Annotated in this window: 18 protein-coding genes; 7 read left to right on the forward strand and 11 right to left on the reverse strand. The window is 44.9% G+C overall.

Annotation, left to right across the window (positions count from 1 at the left end; all coding sequences use genetic code 11):
* Positions 1–15 precede the first annotated feature (15 nt).
* From ON006_RS29920 to ON006_RS29930, 3 genes are all read left to right on the forward strand, one after another.
* On the forward strand, positions 16–2127 hold the full coding sequence (locus ON006_RS29920) for a prolyl oligopeptidase family serine peptidase (RefSeq protein ID WP_374760226.1): 2112 nt from the start codon (positions 16–18) through the stop codon (positions 2125–2127).
* Positions 2128–2399: 272 nt separating this feature from the next.
* Positions 2400–4523 carry a bifunctional aldolase/short-chain dehydrogenase gene (locus ON006_RS29925; RefSeq protein WP_244822198.1) on the forward strand — a complete coding sequence of 708 codons (2124 nt, stop codon included), beginning with the start codon at positions 2400–2402 and terminating at the stop codon, positions 4521–4523.
* Positions 4524–4603: 80 nt separating this feature from the next.
* Positions 4604–5887, forward strand: a complete 1284-nt coding sequence (locus ON006_RS29930) for a sugar isomerase (RefSeq protein ID WP_244822197.1) — start codon at positions 4604–4606, stop codon at positions 5885–5887.
* A gap of 75 nt (positions 5888–5962) precedes the next feature.
* Here the strand turns inward: ON006_RS29930 and ON006_RS29935 are convergent, their stop codons facing one another.
* The gene (locus tag ON006_RS29935; protein WP_244822196.1) at positions 5963–6982 is read right to left on the reverse strand and encodes a GntR family transcriptional regulator; all 1020 of its coding nucleotides are present in this window, start codon (positions 6980–6982) and stop codon (positions 5963–5965) included.
* 140 nt (positions 6983–7122) lie between these two features.
* Positions 7123–8418, reverse strand: a complete 1296-nt coding sequence (locus ON006_RS29940; protein WP_244822195.1) for a DUF6600 domain-containing protein — start codon at positions 8416–8418, stop codon at positions 7123–7125.
* Between the two features lie 118 nt (positions 8419–8536).
* Here ON006_RS29940 and arfB point away from each other — a divergent pair, with 118 nt between their 5' ends.
* Both arfB and ON006_RS29950 read left to right on the forward strand, forming a co-directional pair.
* Positions 8537–8944 (forward strand): alternative ribosome rescue aminoacyl-tRNA hydrolase ArfB, encoded by a 408-nt coding sequence (arfB, locus tag ON006_RS29945; RefSeq protein ID WP_244822194.1) that lies wholly within the window; start codon positions 8537–8539, stop codon positions 8942–8944.
* 30 nt (positions 8945–8974) lie between these two features.
* Positions 8975–10216: an MFS transporter gene (locus ON006_RS29950; protein ID WP_244822193.1), complete on the forward strand. Its 1242-nt coding sequence runs from the start codon at positions 8975–8977 to the stop codon at positions 10214–10216.
* A gap of 11 nt (positions 10217–10227) precedes the next feature.
* Here ON006_RS29950 and ON006_RS29955 read toward each other — a convergent pair whose 3' ends face one another.
* The 9 genes from ON006_RS29955 to ON006_RS29995 form a co-directional block, all read right to left on the reverse strand.
* Positions 10228–10566, reverse strand: coding sequence for a DUF6984 family protein (locus ON006_RS29955; RefSeq protein ID WP_244822192.1), 339 nt, complete (start codon positions 10564–10566; stop codon positions 10228–10230).
* Between the two features lie 52 nt (positions 10567–10618).
* A complete protein-coding gene (locus ON006_RS29960) occupies positions 10619–11800 on the reverse strand; it encodes an ATP-binding protein (RefSeq protein WP_244822191.1) in 1182 nt (393 codons plus the stop codon).
* A 115-nt stretch (positions 11801–11915) separates the two neighbouring features.
* The gene (locus tag ON006_RS29965; protein WP_244822190.1) at positions 11916–12947 is read right to left on the reverse strand and encodes a hypothetical protein; all 1032 of its coding nucleotides are present in this window, start codon (positions 12945–12947) and stop codon (positions 11916–11918) included.
* A gap of 128 nt (positions 12948–13075) precedes the next feature.
* Entirely contained in the window at positions 13076–16525 is a 3450-nt protein-coding gene (locus ON006_RS29970) for a DUF7133 domain-containing protein (protein ID WP_244822189.1), read from the reverse strand.
* A 49-nt stretch (positions 16526–16574) separates the two neighbouring features.
* Entirely contained in the window at positions 16575–16907 is a 333-nt protein-coding gene (locus tag ON006_RS29975) for a HigA family addiction module antitoxin (protein WP_244822188.1), read from the reverse strand.
* 2 nt (positions 16908–16909) lie between these two features.
* The gene (locus tag ON006_RS29980) at positions 16910–17188 is read right to left on the reverse strand and encodes a type II toxin-antitoxin system RelE/ParE family toxin (protein ID WP_244822187.1); all 279 of its coding nucleotides are present in this window, start codon (positions 17186–17188) and stop codon (positions 16910–16912) included.
* Positions 17189–17289: 101 nt separating this feature from the next.
* Entirely contained in the window at positions 17290–17856 is a 567-nt protein-coding gene (locus tag ON006_RS29985) for a Uma2 family endonuclease (RefSeq protein WP_244822186.1), read from the reverse strand.
* An 84-nt stretch (positions 17857–17940) separates the two neighbouring features.
* On the reverse strand, positions 17941–19146 hold the full coding sequence (locus tag ON006_RS29990) for a DUF763 domain-containing protein (protein WP_244822185.1): 1206 nt from the start codon (positions 19144–19146) through the stop codon (positions 17941–17943).
* Positions 19147–19264: 118 nt separating this feature from the next.
* The gene (locus ON006_RS29995) at positions 19265–19648 is read right to left on the reverse strand and encodes a hypothetical protein (protein ID WP_244822184.1); all 384 of its coding nucleotides are present in this window, start codon (positions 19646–19648) and stop codon (positions 19265–19267) included.
* A 72-nt stretch (positions 19649–19720) separates the two neighbouring features.
* Between ON006_RS29995 and ON006_RS30000 the strand changes: the two genes are divergently transcribed.
* Together ON006_RS30000 and ON006_RS30005 are read left to right on the forward strand one after the other, a co-directional pair.
* On the forward strand, positions 19721–20698 hold the full coding sequence (locus tag ON006_RS30000) for a helix-turn-helix domain-containing protein (protein WP_244822183.1): 978 nt from the start codon (positions 19721–19723) through the stop codon (positions 20696–20698).
* Positions 20699–20745: 47 nt separating this feature from the next.
* Positions 20746–20997, forward strand: coding sequence for a DUF1456 family protein (locus tag ON006_RS30005; protein ID WP_244822182.1), 252 nt, complete (start codon positions 20746–20748; stop codon positions 20995–20997).
* Positions 20998–20999 lie beyond the last annotated feature (2 nt).

Below are 20999 nucleotides of genomic sequence, written 5' to 3' on the forward strand. Positions count from 1 at the left end.
CGGAGGCCATTATTTATGAATTTTAAAATTTTTCTGATGAATGTGATGGGTGCTGCGGTACTGTCCGGAAACGGTACTGCCCAAAAAATAAAATATCCGCTAACCGAGAAAATTGATCATACAGACGAATATCACGGAATAAAAGTCGCGGATCCATATCGCTGGCTCGAAGATGACCGTTCGGATGAAACAGCTGCCTGGGTGAAAGCTCAGAATGATGTTACGTTCGGCTACCTCGACAGAATTCCATTCCGGCAACAGATTTTTTCTGATCTGGAAAAAGCATTTAACTACCCGAAATATTCCGCGCCTTCGAAAAAGGGAGCATATTTCTATTTCTATAAAAATGACGGTTTACAGAACCAGGCGGTTTTGTATCGTCAAAAAGGATTAGACGGAGCGCCAGAGGTAGTTCTGGATCCGAACAAGCTATCTGCCGACGGCACCACTCGGCTCACAGTATTCAGTTTGTCGAAGGACGGCGCTCACGCGGTGCTTGGTTTTTCCAAAGGCGGCTCCGACTGGCAGGAATACAATGTAATGGATATGGCTTCGCTGTCCATGTTGCCGGATAAAGTGGAGTGGGTCAAAATTTCGGGCGCAGCCTGGCAGGGCGATGGTTTTTATTACAGCCGGTATCCGAAACCCGACGGTAGCGCGCTAGCTGCAAAAAATGAGAACCACCAGGTTTATTATCACAAAATTGGTACAAGCCAGCAGGACGATGAGCTTATTTTTGAAGATCCCGCCAATCCGCAGCGTTTTCATACCGTGGGTACCACCGAAGATGAGGAATATGCAATCCTTAGTGTGAGTGACCGCGGAAAAGGAAAGGATGGGAACGGTCTTTGGGCATTGAAAAAAGGAACTGCAAATTTTAAGGCCATCAAGGAAGAGATCACCGATTTTAGTTATGGTGTTGTTGAGAACATTGGAGAAGACTTTCTCATCGAAACAAATGAAAATGCCCCTAATAGCAAAGTTGTGCTGTTCGAATCTGGGACTAAAGTGTGGAAGACCGTTATCGCAGAAAAGCCGGAACCTTTACAAGGAGTTGGCGCGGCAGGAGGCAAGTTGTTTGTGGCATATCTGAAAGATGTCACTACCAGGACTTACGTGTATGATTTTGCCGGAAAACAGGAGCACGAAGTCAAACTTCCTGGATTAGGCTCGGCCAGTGGCTTTGGGGGAGAAAAAGAGGATACGTTTGTTTTTTACACCTATACCTCATTCAATTATCCGCCAACGATCTTCAAATACGATATAGCTCAAAAAACAAGCACTGTATTTCGGGCACCGGAGGTTTCTTTCGAGCCTGAGGATTATGTTACGACACAGGTTTTTTATCCCAGCAAAGACGGCACCAAAATTCCTGCCTTCATTACCCATAAAAAAGGCATTCAAATGAATGGCCGGAACCCGACTATTTTGTACGGTTATGGCGGGTTCAATATTAGTTTGCCACCATCATTCAGCTCTACCCGCATCCCGTTTTTCGATCAGGGAGGGATATTTGTGCAAGCCAACCTGCGTGGAGGGAGCGAGTATGGGGAGGCTTGGCACGAGCAAGGAATGAAATTGAAGAAGCAAAACGTTTTTGACGATTTTATTGCAGCAGCTGAGTTTCTGATCAAAGAAAAATACACGTCACCGGCATATCTGGCCATTCAGGGAGGATCTAATGGAGGCTTGTTAGTGGGAACCGTGATGAACCAGAGGCCAGAGCTTTTCAAAGTAGCATTGCCTGCGGTAGGCGTGATGGATATGCTGCGTTTTCATAAATTTACCATCGGCTGGAACTGGATCGCAGACTACGGCAGCAGTGACAACGCCGAGGAATTCAAGGTCCTATATGGCTACTCACCGTTGCACAACATCAAGGAAAACGGCAGCTACCCAGCGACTATGATCACCACCGCCGACCACGACGACCGCGTGGTACCGGCACATTCATTCAAATACGCCGCTGAATTGCAGGCCAAAGCAGGCGCATCATCCACAAACCCGCTACTAATCCGCATAGACACCAATTCCGGACATGGAGCCAGCAACACAAAAAAAGCGCTGGAAACGCAAGCGGATATTTATGCTTTTCTGTTTTGGAATATGGGGTTGGTTTGGAGGTAAGATAATATTTCTTCTTGCACACACTAAGGTAAAAACGTCTTAAAATGGTCTGAACATAATAGGCCTTGTTCGGACCATTCCATTTTATGCAAACTTCCAAATCTCACATTAAATCTCAATTTATTTCTACATGCAGGACACAACAGGACGGTGCGTATGGCTAAGTTTTCTAATCTTGTAGCAGGTTTCAGAGTAGTATTTGTCGGATCAAATCCTTTCTGGAAATAAGATCGTTATACCTCAAAAAGTGATAATTAATCAAATAAAAAAATATGAGCAGTTCTAAAGTAAGCCAGTACAGGTATGTAAGCTATTTATGGGATGATGAAAAAGCCGCCTCTCTGGGGGATGATCAGGTGGCGCTTCTCTTATACCGTTCCAATTTGTTGGGGGCCGATCTTCGTTTGACAAATTATGCGGGTGGCAATACAAGCTGCAAAACCATTGAAAAAGACCCCTTGACTGGCAATCCTGTTGAAGTGATGTGGATCAAGGGTTCGGGTGGCGATATTGGCACTTTGACAAGAAGCGGACTGGCCGGACTTTACGTTGACAGGCTGCATAGTTTAAAGAATATATACCGTGGACTGGAATTTGAAGATGAAATGGTTGAGCTTTTCAATCATTGCATCTACGATCTCAAATCGAAAGCTCCTTCTATTGATACGCCATTGCATGGCTTGTTGCCATTCAAACATATAGATCACCTGCACCCCGACGCATTGATCGCCATTGCCGCATCCAAAGAAGGAGAGGCAATCACGAAAGAGTTGTTTAAAGGAGAACTGGCGTGGGTGCCCTGGCAACGTCCGGGCTTCGACCTGGGCTTACAGCTGGAACAGGCACTTGCCGACAATCCTGGAATCCGTGGTATCGTTTTAGGCGGACACGGTCTGTTTACATGGGGAGATACTGCCTACGAATCTTACATTAATACGCTGGATACGATCGAAAAAGCATCGGAGTATCTGAACGAGAATTACGGTAAAAGCCGTCCTGTATTCGGCGGACAACGTCTGGAAAGCGAGTCGCAGGAACGTCGTGCTGAAATCGCTGGAAAACTCGCGCCTTACCTGCGTGGGTTAGCTTCTGACAAGCAGGCTATGATCGGTCATTTTACGGACGATGCCCGCGTACTGGAATTTATTGCAAGCAATGATTTGGACAAACTGGCTCCATTGGGTACCAGCTGCCCTGACCACTTCCTGCGTACCAAAATCCGTCCGTTGGTTCTGGATCTGCCATTTGAAAAATTGGCTGCTACCGATCAGGAAATCCTGGATCAGATCAGACCGCAATTCGAAGCCTACCGTCTTGACTATCAAGCTTACTACGACCGTTGCAAGCATGATAACAGCCCGGCCGTACGTGATCCAAACCCTGTGATCATTTTGCTTCCGGGAGTAGGGATGTTCTCATTTGCGAAAGACAAGCAAACAGCCCGCGTTGCAGCGGAGTTTTATATCAATGCAATCAATGTAATGAAAGGTGCGGAAGCGATTTCTTCTTACGTTTCATTGCCTGAGCAAGAGGCTTTCGACATTGAGTACTGGCTATTGGAAGAAGCGAAATTGCAGCGTATGCCGAAAGAAAAATCGGTTTCGCGTAAAGTAGCATTCGTGACCGGCGGTTCAGGTGGTATCGGAAAAGCGATTGCTCAAAAACTATTGCAGGAAGGCGCTTGCGTGGTTATTTCAGACATTGATGAAAAAGCATTGGCGGAAACCAAAGCGGAGTTCGATGCGAAATTTGGCAAGGACTTTTCTTCAACAACCATTGCTAATGTTCTGGATCCTGAGCAAATCAAAGCTGCATTACATACTACCAAGCTGAAATATGGCGGTGTAGATATTATCGTGAACTGTGCAGGTCTGTCGATTTCAAAACCACTTGCTGAAACTACCATTAAGGATTGGGATATTTTGCAGGATGTTTTGGTAAAAGGTCAGTTCCTCGTTTCGCAGGAATCAGTTGCGATCATGCGCCAGCAAGGATTGGGCGGTGATATCATTAACATTGCCAGCAAAAACGGTATTGTTTCAGGTCCTAATAATGTGGCTTACGGAACTGCGAAAGCTGCACAGCAACATATGACGCGTTTGTTAGCTGCTGAACTTGGCCCGGACAGAATCCGTGTCAATGTAGTGAACCCTGATGCTGTAATCGCCGGAAGTAAGATCTGGGAGAGCGGTTGGGCGGCCGGAAGAGCCAAGGCATACGGCATTAAAATAGAAGAACTGCCTGCATACTATGCAAAAAGAACGGTTCTGAATGCAGAGATCCATACCGAAGACATCGCAAACGGCGTATATATTTTCGTGAGTGGCTTATTGAACAAAAGCACCGGAAACGTAATCAATGTGGATGGTGGTGTGCCAGCAGCATTCTTGCGATAATTATAAGACTTGTCAGGTTTTTTAGGACTTGCCAGGTTTCCAAAACCTGGCAAGTCTTTTTCATATCAAACTCTTTCCAAATGAAAATCGACCAGTATAAAATTGACCAGCATAACGACAGCCTGTTGTCGAAGCACAACAATCAATTCATCTTTATAAAGGAACAACTAGGAGAGCAGGGAATTAATGCCAATGATGTGGTAAAAGCATTGGAAGCATTTCAGGTAGCTATTCCTAGCTGGGCATTGGGTACAGGTGGAACCCGTTTTGGAAGATTTTCCGGCGGAGGCGAGCCTCGTTCATTGGAAGAAAAAGTAGAGGATGTAGGTCTGCTGCATGCATTGAACCGGTCGAGCGGCTCCATTTCGTTGCACATTCCCTGGGACATCCCTCAGCAAGCAGAATCTATCATTAATCTGGCCACTTCGCTGGACTTGAAATTTGATGCTGTTAATTCCAATACTTTCCAGGATCAGAAAAATCAGGAGCATTCATACAAATTCGGATCGCTGTCACACGTGGACCCGAAAGTGAGAAAGCAGGCTGTTGAGCATAACATTGAAGTGATCAAATATGGCAAGGATCTTGGTTCGAAAGCATTGTCGATCTGGCTATCAGATGGCTCATGCTTTCCAGGTCAGTCCAATTTTGTGAAGTCTTTTCAAAATACATTGGAGTCGTTGCAGGAAATTTATGCAGCATTGCCGGATGACTGGAAGGTATATGTGGAATACAAAGCCTACGAGCCGAATTTCTATTCTACCGTCATTCAGGATTGGGGTAGCTCATTACTTTTCTGCCAGAAACTAGGCCCGAAAGCCGACGTGCTGGTGGATCTGGGACACCATTTGCCTAATGCGAACATTGAGCAGATCGTTGCTACATTAATGATGGAAGGCCGCCTCGCTGGTTTTCACTTCAATGACTCCAAATATGGCGACGATGACCTTACCGTAGGAAGTATCCGTCCTTATATGTTGTTCCTCATCTTTGTTGAACTCGTGGAGGGAATGAAGCGTGCGAACAGAGCAAGCGATACTTATGCCTGGATGATCGATGCGAGCCATAATGTAAAAGATCCGCTGGAAGATTTGCTGCAATCCGTAGAAGCCATCCTGCTTTCTTACGCACAGGCTTTGATTGTGGATCGTAAAAAACTGGAACTGGCAAGAAGTCAGAATGATGTGGTACTAGCTCAGCAAATCCTGCAAAATGCATTCAGAACTGATGTTCGCCCGCTGGTACGCGAGTCCATGCGCCTGAGCGGAGGCGCCATTGATCCGATTGGCTTATTCAGAAACCTCAGCGTTCGGTCGGAATTAATGAACGAACGTGGTAAGGTGACGGTTGCTACAGGTCTTTAACCTTTGTCAGCCTGAGCGGAGTGGAAGGCACATACGCACGTGCCTTCGATTCAGCTCAGGCTGACAAGTACATCTTTAAAGTGACTTCCTCCTGATCAACGTAAACGGATTTTTAATGATTGCCCTTCTGTTTTCCCTGATCAGTTCCGCCGCCGTTTTCCCCATTTGCTCATGGTCGGTGGATATCGTCGTGATACCGTCCAGCAGGATTTCTTTTAGTGGCGTTTCATTGTAGGAGATAATTCCAATGTCTTTTCCAATCGTCAATTGCTGCTCCCTGCATCTTTTGATCAGGTTTACCAGGTCATTTTCTTCAATTACTACATAAGCAGTATCCTTGACAGCCGTACTGTTTTCGTGAAAATCATACATAATTTCATGCTCGAACTCATGCTGAATGCAGAAGATCCGGAAGCCTTTGATAATCTCTTTGGGATAACGGATAATGGTCGGGAAAATCAGTATCAGCTTCTTATATACCTTCAATAAATCCACTGCCTCATTCAATGCGGAAACAATGTCTTTCTCAAAATTCTGGAAGACAGATGAATGTTTCTTGCTGTTAAATTCAATGTCCTTGTCCAGTAGGATCAGTTTTTCCGGTGGGATCATTTTTAACACTTCAATGGCCTCCTCAGCTTTTTCGTAAAAGTGAGGCATGATCACATAATAATCGTATTCGCCCAGACTGTTCTTGATTAGGTTTTTGAAAATATTGGTATTAGAGTGGTGAATGTGCAGATCCACATTCACATTTCGGCCGATGTTCTCAACGAACGCATTGTAGATCTGTTTTTTATAATTACTTATCTTGTTAAAGACCAAAAGTATCCGCAAGGAAGTTTCAATGTCGACGCGATTGATGAAATAACCTTTCCCCCGCACGGAAATCAGGACACCGTCTTTGATCAAATGTTTATAGGCTTTTTCGACCGTGTCCCGCGAGAGCAGGTATTCTTCACTGAGCTGGTTAATGGATGGAATTTTGTCGCCTCTTTTCAATTTACCCTTGCTAATCGCCTGTAGAAGCGATTTTATGATCTGCATGTACTTAGGTGCACTCTCCTTAAATTCTATGTCAAACTGTATTTCCATTCAATGTACCGGTTTAGGACTAAGCTAAAATAATGCTTTTTTCTGCGGATAAACAGGAAAAATATGGGTGTTACAAACAAAAACAACCCGGTAAGGATTACTACTATCCTTCCGGGTTGTTTTGAGTTCAAAATCTGAATTTATCTGGGCGAACGACTGCTTCTTTCACTTGCCCCACGGCCACCTCGGTCCTGATTTTCTTGTGAAGATCTGTTGTTTTGAGAATTGCCACGGGATTCCTGCTGGCTTCTTTCCGGAGCTCTTCTTTCCACACGTTCAGCTCGCGGCGCCTCGTAAGAACCTCTGTCACGGCCAGGATTTGCCTGTTCCACCGAGCGATTTGACCGATTGTTTCTCTCCGGTTCGTAGGTCGGTACGCTCGATTCTCTGCTGCGTTCAGGCTGGCGGGGAGCTTCATACCTGTTGTTCCGGTTGTCGGAAGGTGATGGTTGCGCAGCATCCCTGTTACGGTTGAAACGGTTGTTGTCCCGATCTTCCGAAGCGTTCCGTTGAGCATCACGCGAACGTTCATTCGAGGGATTATCTCTTCTGAAATTGTCATTAGAATTATCACCAATCCGTCCATTACTGTTGCGATCGTTTCGTTCGCGGTTGCTGTTATAGTCAGCATTACCTCTGCCGCGGTCCGGTCCTGCGTCAATCACTGAGCCACGACGGGTTGGCTCATCTCTTCTACCATTGTCACGGGAATCATAACGGTCATTTCCACGACCTGACTCGGCAACTATGACTCTTCCGCGGCCTCTCGGGCTGGCATCTATGGTACGGACCGGAACGCTTCTCCTGGTCACTCGCTCGATTTCATCACGTCTCGGGCCGTATACATAGGTGCGGTTATTGCTGCGATAGTAGTTATTCACGATCACAGTTTGATTATATACATGCGTTACACGGCCACGCGGTGCGCAGTAGTTATGCCAGCGCGGGCTTGTAATGTAACGTTGCGGTACAAACACCCACCAGAATGAGGGAATGTTGATAGATACATTGATGTTAACGCCAGGTCCCAGCGGGGCCCATCCGTAATATCCGCCACCGGTACGCCAGTTTACCCAGGCAGGCCCCCATTCGTAATCCGGTACCCAAAACCAGCCATTGTAATCATCATATGACCACCGGCCATAGTGGAAAGGAGCCCAGCCCCAGTCGTAATCCGATACCCAGGTGTTTCCGTATTCTGTTACTTCCCAATAGCCATTGGTAGAATATGGCTGGAAACCATTGGAAACGTCGGGGATCCAAACCGAACCATATTGCGGGTTACGGACCCACCTTCCGTAAGGAGCCAATTCATTATAAAATGTCTGGAAGGAAATGCTAATGCCGGGCTGCGCCTGGGCTTTATTGTAAATCGAAACACCGGAAAGCATTAAAAAGAACAAGCCGAGTATCCGAACTGTACGCATGGTGTTCATGACCTATATGATTAAATTGTTTTCTGTTTTTAAAAATCGTTTATTGGACATAACTTTTTAATGTAGGTTTAAGGACATTATCTGACATTAACAGGTGTTAACAAAATTTTAAAAAATCATGATCAATCCTGAAATCCTGCATAATGAACTGGTTTTCCAGACAGCCCGCAGCGGTGGCGCAGGAGGGCAAAATGTCAATAAAGTAGAAACCAAAGTAGAGCTGAGATTTGATGTTGATAAGTCACAAGTCTTGACGGATGAGCAAAAGCAGGTCATTGCCGAAAAGCTATCCGGCAAGTTAACGAATGACAAAGTGCTGGTATTATACCACCAGACCGAGCGGTCGCAGCTGGCTAATAAGGATAAAGTAATTGCAAAGTTCGATCAGCTTATCCGTCAGGCATTTACCGTTCCGAAACGTCGCAAGGCTACCCGTCCTACATTGGCGTCGAAGCTGGAAAGATTACAATCCAAACAGCGTAATGCGACCATCAAATCATTGCGGCGGAAAACTTTTGAAGACTAATTCAACTCTTGCTGATTCATTTTAATAAATATGATTGCTGCCACTCCTGCTCAACCCAAATTAAGTGCTGTTCTCACGCTCCCTGTGATCGTCGCCTCTCTTGGCTACTTTGTGGATGTCTATGACCTGCTGCTTTTCAACATTGTAAGGGTACCGAGTTTAAAAGATCTCGGACTTTCGGAAGAGGAAATTTCGCAGATTGGGGCAAATATTTATAACTGGCAGCAGGCAGGTTTACTGATAGGAGGCTTTATGTGGGGTATTTTGGGTGACAAAATGGGCCGGCGGTCGGTATTGTTCGGCTCCATTCTCACTTATTCACTGGCCAACATTGCATGTGGTTTTGCTAATAATGTAGAGGTTTATTCAATTTTAAGGTTCATCGCAGGCCTGGGGCTGGCAGGAGAGCTAGGTGCGGGAATCACATTGATAGCCGAAATTCTTCCCAAAGAACTAAGAGGTTATGGGGCATCCGTGATGGCGAGTGTGGGACTGGCTGGTGCTATCGCTGCTTTTTTCGCCGTAAAACTCACCGATTGGCGGGTTGCCTACTTCATTGGCGGAGGTATGGGAGTGATCCTGCTGATATTACGAGTCAATGTTTTGGAATCCATTGTTTTTAATAAAAGTCTTGAAAAACGCGGTGCAAAATCAGTACCGTGGTGGACGATCTTTACCAGCTGGTCGCGGTTTGTCCGCTACATTCGCTGTATGGGCATTGGCTTGCCGACTTACATGGTGATCGGTATTTATTCCACATTCGGTAATGAGTTTGCCAAAGCGTTGGGGATCGCAGGCGATGTGCAGGCGAGCAGCTGCGTGCTATATACATACATAGGTGTGGTCACGGGCGACTTTTTTAGCGGCATTCTCAGTCAATGGCTCAGGTCGAGGCGAAAAGCCATTTTGTTAATGATAAGTATGACGCTTGCCGGGGTAGTGTGGCTTTTATATGGTGGGATCAATTCTGCTACTATACTTTACATTTGTTATGTCTGGCTCGGTTTCTCGATCGGCTACATTGCGATGTTCCTGACCACCACTGCCGAGCAATTCGGGACGAATCTGAGGGCAACCGTCACTACCTCAGTTGCTAACAATGTGAGAGCGACGGTGCTGCTGACATTACCATTGTTCCAATTGTTGAAACCCGGAAACGGAGTCCTTCAATCCGGTGCGATTGTAGGGGCGATCTGTTTTTCGCTGGCGCTTTTATCCCTTTGGAAAATGGAGGAAACTTATGGAAAAGAGCTGGATTACGAGGAATCCTAGCACGTTAATCTCTATTCTGTTATTCCAAAAATCAGTTTGTCGGGAGTAGGGTATTCAAGCAGTTTAGAGAAATCCGTTTTCCAGAAATCGAGATCCAGGAGGTGATTGTCGTTGTCTTTGGTTAGTGTGATCACCACGGGAACATCGTCAATGTCAATGTACTCGACCTGAATGAGGTCGCCTTCATAGCCATCCACGTTCCCACCGAGGCTGATACTGCCCATTTTACCACCTTCATATTCGTCGACATTTTCGTTGACCGGAAAATCCGCAGGATTCAGGTTCAGTTTTTCAAGAAGAAAATGTACCAGGTCAATTTCATTTTGCCTGATCGGCCGTATGTTGCCCATTGTGATAATGAATTCGTTTTTGATCAAAACTTAACAATATTCGCGGTATTCGTCAATACACTGCTCCACCCCATATAAAATCTTTGAACCCGCCGTAATTGGGATGACGACCTATCAAAGCAACGTCATTGATCTGCAAAATTTTGGCTCTGTCCGTTAGCGTTGATAAATCTTGCGGTGTACAGGTTTCTTTCACTTCAATGGCCTTTTCTCTGTTTAAAATAAAGTCTATTTCCGTTCCCGAGCTTCTCTCAAAATAATTGACCGAGCCTATTTTCCCTAGTTGATTGGCAACTGCGTTTTCAAACACCGCTCCGCTACTTACTTTGCTCAGGACCTGCAAAAGGCCAGTATCGGCAAAATAGAACTTGGGCTGCTTGGTCAATTCCTTGTCAATTCCGTTCGTAAAAGGTTTTACGACCTGGATAAAATACGTGTATTCCAGCAAGTGCATATAGTCTTTGATTTTATTTCTATTGATGCCAATGATGCTGGCTATTTTGGAGTAATCTATCCTGCTGCCTACTCTGGCCGCTAGCAATTGTATCAATTTATAAAGCGTGTCACTTACTGTAAAATCAGACAATAATTTAATGTCGAGTTCAATGTATGCATTCAGGACATCTTTTAGATAGTTGGTTTTTGATGCCTCGGAACCGGCAAGTACAACCTCCGGAAATCCTCCGAACTCCAAAAATTCTTCATAATATCCTTTCCAACGATCATAGAACGTGGGAAGGAAAGACTTTAACCGCTCTTTTTTCAGTGTAGCAACATCTTCCCCCTTAAACGCAAGAAACTCCTCGAAATCCAGAGGGAACATTTCAAATATCTGCTTTCTACCGGAAAGACTTTCTGAGAAATGGTTTTTCAGATAAAAGGAACTTGAACCGGTTACTATGAACTTAATGCCATAGGTGTCGTACAGGCTTTTAATAACACTTGTGCTGTTCGGTACCAGCTGTATTTCATCAAGAGCTAGCACAGCCGGTTGGTCCAGTTGTAAGCCTAAGGCGCTCAAACCTCGTTCGATATCATTATAGGAATCTTGATTGAATAAAACCCGGTTCTCAATGCGCTCAAAATCGAGATATAGCTTGTTCGTATGAGGTACGAGGGTTAGCAGGTGTTTGACGGTGGTTGATTTCCCAACTCGCCTCATACCCGTAATCACAGTCGCCTGCTTCTCCGTCAGGTGCTGTTGTAACTCGTTAAATGACTTTCTGTAATACATATTCTGGATAATATGCACAAAAATAATGCATAAAAACCGATTATTTGCATTGTTTTAAAACAAAATACCAGATAAATTGCATAGATTTTTACAATTTATCCGATTGGTAGCCGCTTTATGCCGCCGGTCGGTTACGCCATTGCTCGGCCTTCTTTCCCACAAACCAAAAGGAAAGAGCCAGTAATGCGAAGAAAAGTCCCTTATTGGTGCGGTCCCAGAAATACTCAAAGTAGCGGGTGTAGATATTTAAAAGAAAGAAAACCAGGCACATGTCGCGCAATGTATCTTGTTTATTTTGAAATGCGTAAACCAGCATTAATATCAGTACAATCGTGAAACCCAATGCCCAGTACCAGAAATGGCTTTGTTTCAAGGCTTGCCAGCCCGTGAGGTCATCATAATTTCCGAACATGGACAACGTCCAGGCTGCGATCAGAAACAATAACAGCCCGATCGTGTAGGTAACTTCTGCCAGATATTCCAATGATTTTACCCGGTCCATTACCCACGAGAATGCCCAAACGATCAGTCCGAACAAGGTCATTCTCAGCGGGTAATTCATGCCAAGGAACCGGAAACTGCCACCAGACCAAAAGTAGGTTTGAGCACCCCACCAGCCCGCCATCGAAATGATAGCAACTGTCCAAATCAGTGTGGAGCGGAGTAAAACGGCAACGAAACCGTAAGCCAGAGTAGCGATAAGAAGCGGAATTGCGTAGTTGGAATTTTCACTTAGCACGCTTCTGGTCCAATAAGTAATGGCAATTGCGACCGTTAGAATGATGGTAATGTTGTAAACCTCATTGCTGATCCGTGCGTTTGGGGCCTTATTTTGCCGTCTTTTAGCAAAAAACACAAAAAGTGCCGCGATGAATGTGAAGCCGATACCCACGATATTCTCCGAAAAGCCCCATCTTTTTCTGAGCAACTCTATCCATTTTTCATCGATCACCAGTGCGCCAAAAGCCAGTAAGCCGCAGGAAATGGCGGAGATCAAAGCGTAGATTGCAATAGCGTCGACATTGGCGTTCCGCAACTGGTAGCTGTTCCGCAGTTCATGCGCCAGTTCCTTTGAAATTCTCGCATCTTCCTCCCAAGACTGTATCGCTTTATTGACGATATCAGCTTCCTTTTTATCTAACTCCATTCACCTATTTTAGTGTTGATGTATTTAAAAATCATGCCGATAACATACCGTTTTTATTCTCTTCAAGAGAACCTTTGGCACAATAAATGAAAAAGCCCGGAATTTCTTCCGGGCCTGATCTGCATTTTTTATTTTTTCAATCCGGATAAAAACTCGACGACATCCCTAATCTCTCGCTTCGACATGATCGTTCCCATCGGAGGCATGCTCGAAGGCACGTTTTCCCGCTTGGCTATCCGTGCAACTGCGATTTTTAATGGTTCCGCTTCGGAGGTTTTCAGCACGAGTTCATGTTCGTTTTCCTGCGCTAATATACCTGCGGCGGAAGTCCCGTCTTTCAATGTAAGCATTACCATTCCAAATCCGGGCGATAATCTCGCACTTGGCTCTACCAATGCCTGCAAAATCTGTTCACGAGAAAGCACGTTACCAATATTGGACAGTGAAGGCCCTACTTCTCCGCCCTGTCCGCCAATAGAATGACAGCGAACGCATTCAGCGGCGGAATTGGTCATAAAGTAGCGACGGCCAAGCTGGGCATTTCCACCAAATAATGCGTCCTGGAAATCAGCAACGGTAGTTCCCTGCGAGCGCAATGGAGCTAATTTAGCGATCAATGCAGTGGATTTTGTAGAGTCAACGGCTTCACCCAGGTCCAGTGCCAGGCTGTTTGGAAGCTTCTTATCGGCCATTTTTCCAATCAGGTCAGTGAAGATCGTTTCTGTTTTAGCGACAGGCAACGTACCCAGTACGCGCAACATTTGCTGCTGTTCCCGTACACTACCTTTGTCAAAAATTGTCTGTGAAATATCTGACAAAGCCTCTTTGGACATGGTCACATTTCCTACCATTCCCAATGCAGCAGTACGAACATCGGCATCAGGGTCGTTCATGCCTTTTTTCATGACGGTTTCCATATCCGCATATTTCAGATCATTCAATGCGATCAGGATAGCCGCCCTTACCTTTGGATCTTTATGTTCGCTCAAAATTTTGGCAAGAGCCGCATTGTTGTCGGAAACATTCAGATTGGTAAGCATTTGCGTCGCCGCAATGAGTATCGCCGGATCATTATCCTGCAAAAGATCACTAATGATCGGCTGGATTTTGCTTTTCACAGTTGCCGGATTGCGTTCGATAACGCCACGGTATCGACCGTCCACACGGTCCATAACCGACGGATTTGCCCAGGTACCCAATGTTGCTAATGCTTCCGCTCTCAGGTTCTTATCAACATCTGTTCTTTTTGCAAATGCAATCAGATCATTCAGCTGAGACTCACCGCCGACACGTAACGCGGCATTGATAGCGCGACGTAACAAAGGTTCGGATGTAAATCTTTTATCATTCAATGTCGCAGCAAGCGCAGGAAGAGCTCCGGTAATAGAGAGATCATCATTAATAGCACGGGCAGCCTCTGTCACAATGTATTCGTCTTTATCCTGTAAAAACACACTGATCTTGTCACTCTTTAATTTGCGTAATACCAGTACTGCTGCGATGCGAAGTGACTTTTCAGGGCTGGTTGCCAGCGCAAGCATCGGCTCGGCAGTTGCGATTCTTGACAAAGCCAAAACCGCGGCATGTCTCAGATAAACGTCTTCATCATTGTTGGCCTTGATCATATTCAAAAGTGGCGTTACTGCCTCTTTATAGCCAACACGTCCCAGAGCCTGTGCTCCGAAAAACTGCATACGTGGGTTTTTGCTTGAAAGCATGGGTATCAACATCGGACCAGATTCTGCGATCCGGGCGTCACCAAGTACTTTGGCAGCTTGTACGGAGATTTCTTCGTCAGAATCTTTAAGCAAGGTCATCAATACATTAGCATAGGCCTTGTCCTGGCGCGCCAGCTGGCCCATTCCCCAAATACCATGAATGCGAGCAAGCTGATTACCGGTTTGCGCGATTGCTTTGCTCAGTACCGCAGCGCCTTTTGCTCCTCTTGCAGCCAATTCAAACTGTGCTTTCTGACGAATACGCATATCCTGGTTGGAAAGCAATGATAAAAGCATGTCATCCGCCTGCTTTTCGTAGTCAAGCTGCATTAGTCTCTTAGTCTCGATGCGAAGTGCTTTCAGGTCGTTTTTCTCTTCGGTAACGTCCAGTTTCCACACTCTACCATAATTTTTTGTGTCCCAGCCATTGATCCAGTCAGCTACATACAATGCGCCATCCGGACCGAAACGGATACCTGTGGGCAGGATACCAGTCAGAATATTTTTTTCGCCATTCAGGACGAAAGAGGCTCCTTTTGGTTTCAAACCAAATGACCAGATCGGCGAGCGTGCCGGATTACCAACAAATTCGACGAGGAAAAACTTGTTTTTCCATTCCGATCCCAGTGCAGTACCCGGATTATATTGCATCCCGGTCGGACCGTTATGAAAATTTTGGATAGGAGGGATAATATACGCAGCCTGTCCTTCCCAACGTGGTTTGTAAAGCTTTTCATCCATCCATACTTTGTAGCTGTTGTTCTTTGGATCGGTATATTTACCATACTGCCAGTTTGAGCGCCAGCCGGCATCAGAACCTTCCACCACGTGAACCAGTCTTTCGCTTTCGCCAGGATGATCACCGTCATTATCCGAGCTGATCAGGTTGCCGTATTCATCAAAAACGAACTCGTGGGTGTTACGCAAGCCATGTGCATAGACTTCGAAATCACTGCCGTCGGGGTTGGCGCGGCCAATAATTCCTGAATTGGGATATTCATGTTTGATGCCTTCGGCAGTAGTCACGTTGGCCCCAATGTCACCGATATTCCAATATATTTTTCCATCAGGTCCTTCGATCGGGTTGGACATACCGTGGCCGCTAAAACCAATGTGAACACCATATCCATGGCTGATTGATTGTTTTTCGTCCAATACGCCGTCACCGTTCGTGTCTCTCAATCTCCAAACATCAGGAGCGATCGTTACGAATGCATCTTTCGCTCTGATCAGCAGACCACCGGCAACATCGGAAACCTCATCAAAAAAGTCATCTAATATCCTCATTGAGATATCAGCAACGCCATCATTGTCGGTGTCTTCAATTCGCCAAACCTCGTCCTTTTCGACAGCAAGGTCTTTCCAGTCGTGAGATCCGTCACCATTGACATCTTTCAACCAGTTATTTTCCTTGCTTTTTTCCGGCGCGAAAGTACTGTGCAAGAACGCACGGCGATCTTCTACGGTTTGCAAGCCGATGGAAGCAGTCATCCAGTTGCGGTGTCCGCGAATGTCAAACTCCGAGTTCTTCTGACGGTTTGTTCTGTTCAGGTATACGCGGCCTTTATCGTCCATCGCAATAGCGACAGGGTCAGGGGCCAGCGAATCGGAAGCCCAAAGGTCGAGTTTCAAGCCGTCAGCTAGTTTTACAGCTGTTTTTTCGCGAATTTCTTTGGCCCGTGCTTTGCCGGTTGCAGGGTCTTCTTTCACGACCAGCGCTTTGCTGTTGGTTTTAGAAGTTTTGCCCCAATCGGAGCTCAACTTGGAGCTGGAAGGCGACATTTTCATGCAGGACACCACCACAACAGCGGTAGCAGCCAGAAGGAGTAAGGGGTTCTTTAATTGTTTTTTGGAAATCATTGAGCTGGATACTTTAACATTAGATCATTTATACCCGTTAATGGGCTATTTAGGCGGATTGTAACCCTTGTTTTTGAGATGGTAGAAAATGTTGAATTTCAGCACGGTTAATTTTCTTTTCAGCATGCCAAAGTTCATAATCGCGTTGAAGTTTCAGCCAAAATTCAGGAGTGGAGCCGAAGGCTTCTGATAAACGAATGGCCATTTCGGAGCTTACACCTTGATGCTCATTTAAAATATTAGAAAGCGTCTTTGCTGCTATTCCTAATCCTTCCGCTATCTGACGAATTGTGAGATCTTGGCCTGTTTCTTCTTTAATGCCCTCGATAACATCTCTGATCATTGAACCAGGATGTGGCGGCATCATTCCTCTTTTTATCATAATCAATGATAGTCTATGTAATCAACATCCAAAGCATTCCCGTTCTCAAAACGAAAGACGATGCGATAGTTTCCATTTACTTTAACTGACCAATAGCCCCGTAAGTCTCCTTTTAATTGATGCAAAGCCCAGCCAATAACGTCTAATTCTTCAATCGATCTGGCTTCATCCAGTCGGTAAAGAATTCTTCTTAGTTTTTCAATGTGGTGTGGTTGCAACTTGGAGGGATCGTTATTCTCAAAAAACAATCTCAAACCTTTATGCTGAAAGCTATTGATCATACAATTCCAAAAGTAACACATAAGAATATGTGTTACAATCAAAACAATTCCCAGAAACGGGTCGGGAATCATTGGGTAACGTTTTAATGCGGAGTTGAAAATTAATTCGAAGGGCTAACAGAAAATAGCTCTTTGACCGTCAACTCAAAATCGGGTAGGACGGGAGAGGCAGAACAAATGTCACTTTCTGTGCAGATTTTTACGTTTTTACGTGATGTATAAACATAGACTACCTCATTGTCCGGATAAATGTGCCAAACAACTTTAACCGTAGACCGGAAGTACTCTGCTAACTTTTCTTCAACCTTTTCCGCATCATCTGTTGGCGAAATAACTTCAATTAAAAATTCGGGAATAGGCTCTTTATCTGAAATGGCAGAATCATCGATTTGTGAACCAGTAAAAAAAGCAAGATCGGGTCTGCGCATCTGAATTCCGCTGAGCATTACATCTTGCTCCATAATCAGAGCGGCGCCTTTTGAAAAAGCAATGGTTCGAAAAAACAACTGTTGCAACTTTCGGATAATAAACAAATGCTTTTTCTTCATTTTCTCAAACCTGATAATTTCTCCGTCATTCCATTCATATTTGAAACCATCAACGGGCTCCCAACGAAGAAACTCTTCGAAAGAATTAGGTGCCACCGATGACTGGGAACGAAGTATCATAATTGAGTTTTGCTTGTTAGTGTAAATCTACTGAAATTCAGTTGACTTAGTATTTTTTGTAGACTGAAAAGCTAAGCATAGTTGTCAAAACAATTCCAGCTGCCCGTCAAATCCTTTGGGCTTTTTGGCTTTGCCTTTCACAGTCCTGCCCTCATATTTCCAGGAATTGTCCCTTTCATGCTGTACAATGTCATTAAAACGATTATTTGGCTGAAAATCTTTTTCCAGCTGAACCGCTACTTTGGATAAATTTTTCAATGCTTCGGACTTATCCTTTTCGCCCATTTTGGCTTTTTGAATGGCCCTGTCCAATGTTAGAATAGACTCGTCGTAAACGGTAATGGGTACCGGAAACGGATGTCCGTCTTTCCCCCCATGTGCGAAAGAAAACCGCGCCGGATCTGAGAAGCGCGAAGGGGTACCGTGGATAATTTCGCTCACCAGGGTCAATGATTGAATGGTACGCGGCCCCACACCTTCCAGCAGCAACAAGGATTCCATATCATTCACAGGGTTGTCATGAGCTAACGCCAATACCGCGCCAAGCCTTTTCAGGTTTACATCTTCCGCACGTACATCATGATGTCCCGGCATCACAAGCTTGGTCACTTCCCGCATGATCCGACCAGGATTTTCTTTGGTCAGTTCCAAAATTCCGGTTCGGGCAGGTGCCGCAGCTTTGGCCGTAAGGTTCAAGATATCTCCCTGATTATGCCCGTAAATGAATGTATGAGGCTCTTCTACAAATGATTTGATGCTAGGTGAATGCCAGTGGTAGCGTCTGGCCAAACGCTCATTGGTATTCATTCCCTGCTGTATCACCGCCCAATCCCCTTCCATGGAAAGAACAAATGAATGCAGGTAAAGCTGAAACCCGTCCTGAATGGCAGTATTATCAACTTTCGCGGACAACCGGCTGTTATGTACCAGCAGGTTTCCGTCCAGGCCGGTTTTTTCCGCAATCACCATTAATTCCGAAGGTGTCTGCCGTGAATATTTGCCCCGCCCGCCACAGATGTAAATGCCAAGCTCGGCAGATTTTTTATTGACCGAACCCTTCAAAGCGCCCATCACAGAAGTAGTGATCCCCGATGAATGCCAGTCCATTCCCAACACGCAGCCGAGCGATTGAAACCAGAAAGGATCACTCAGTTTTTGAAGCAATGCATTCCTGCCGTATTCCATTACAATGGATTCCACGATCGCACCGCCCAGTGCGCTCATCCGTTGTGCTAACCAAATCGGTACCTTTCCATAATGTAACGGCAAATCCGCGTGACCACTTTTCATAATGTAAGTTACTAAAAATTAGAAACGCAATGAACGTCGGAAAGCTGTCTAACACCAAAGTGCTATGGTTGTCCGAAAATTCGAACAACCATAGCACTTTTACCAGATGCCTGGGAGATTAACCTGCAATATTTAGTTGTCTTAATCCCTTTAACTGCAAAAAGGCCATCAGTGCCACCCAAAATGCGACTGCCCCTATTGAGTAATATCCAATAGCAGTTAAGCCAAACATTTCTGCGGCAATGATCATTAAACTTTCAATCACCCAAAGAGTATCCAGCACAATAATTAATTTAATCCAACCCGTACTAGGCGGGTTCTTACGGCCTTGCGTGAAAACGATTGCGGCAAAAATGATCAGAAAAATTCCAACCGCGACAAATGGCATGGTCTGGGCAGCACCGAAAAGTCCGGCGATGTAGGATGGGAAAATGGCGAGGATCAGTCCAGTGGCGCCGGAACTCAATGCATTAATGATCAGAACGTTTTTTAAAGTTGTCATGGGAATGTTTATTTTGATTACCTGACAAAACTATATTTGCAGGAAGCAATTAAATTGATATTTCACGACAAAATGAATATCCTTTCTTCACATCTTCGGTATTTCACTGACTACGCCAGGATAAGGGGTGTAGCTGCGGATATCTTGCCCAAATTACCAGATTCGACATCGACAGATTTGACCGAGCCAGAATCTATGGTTACACAAGAAGAATTTTACGAAATTTTGAAAGAAATTGACCGGCAACTAACCGATGAACTTCTGGGAATCAAATGCGGCAATTTTATCTCGCTGAAACTGCTTGGAATAATCTACCAGATTTCGCTGCAAGCTACTACGGTTGAGGAAGCATTTCATTATTTAAGGTCGTACCTGGAAGTGGCTTTGCCAATTGTACAACTCAAGACGGTCATATCAGAAAAAGAAGCCAGGATAGAATTGCGCATTGACAATCGGGAAGACCGAATTAATCGACTTATCATTGAAAATTGTTTGACGATCATATCACGAGAACTAAGAATGATGGTCGGCCGAGATGTAAATATCGGAATCGGAACTCCTTATTTCCACAGTGGTTATCCGGCTGATTGGGTTCTGGACCAGCATTTTTCCGTTTCCTTCGAATTGACCATTCTAAAAGCGGCACTAAAAGACAGAAATCACCTTCATTTGGATATGCTTGTACCCGAATATCTTAAAATGATTGAGCAACTACAATCGGGAAACAGTTTTGCTAACAAAGTCCGTATTACCATGCTTTCAATGTCAGATCCGAAATTGCCTGACATTCAGTCCATTTCGGATGCATTGTATCTGACACCCAGAACTTTACAGAGAAGGTTAGTGCAGGAAGAATTAACTTACAGGGAAATCACTGAGGGTTTGAAAAAACAGATATGCTCATTTTTACTAAGACATGACCCATATTCTATATCAAGCCTAACTTATATTCTGGGATATGCGGAGCCAGCCTCATTTATACATTCATTTAAAAAATGGTATGGCGATTCACCACAAAGGGTTCGCAGAAGATTAAAGGAGCCATTTTGAAATTTTGCCGGATATTGCGTGCTTGCGTGACATTTTTAAAAAGAACTATGACTAATAACGATATTCTAAAAAAGCTTCGGGTGGCACTTCACCTTCGTAATGATGAAATCATCCAGATTCTGGCTTTGGTAGACTTCAAAGTTACAGCCAGTGAACTGGGCGCCTTATTCAGAAAGGAAGGGCACGAAAATTATAAGCCTTGTGGTGATCAGCTTTTACGCAACTTCCTGAATGGCCTGGTTATTCATATGAGAGGCCCGATGGCAGGAGATAAAAAGTCACATGAAGATTTAGAATAATA

It is taken from the genome of Dyadobacter pollutisoli (assembly GCF_026625565.1).
Taxonomy (GTDB): domain Bacteria; phylum Bacteroidota; class Bacteroidia; order Cytophagales; family Spirosomataceae; genus Dyadobacter; species Dyadobacter pollutisoli.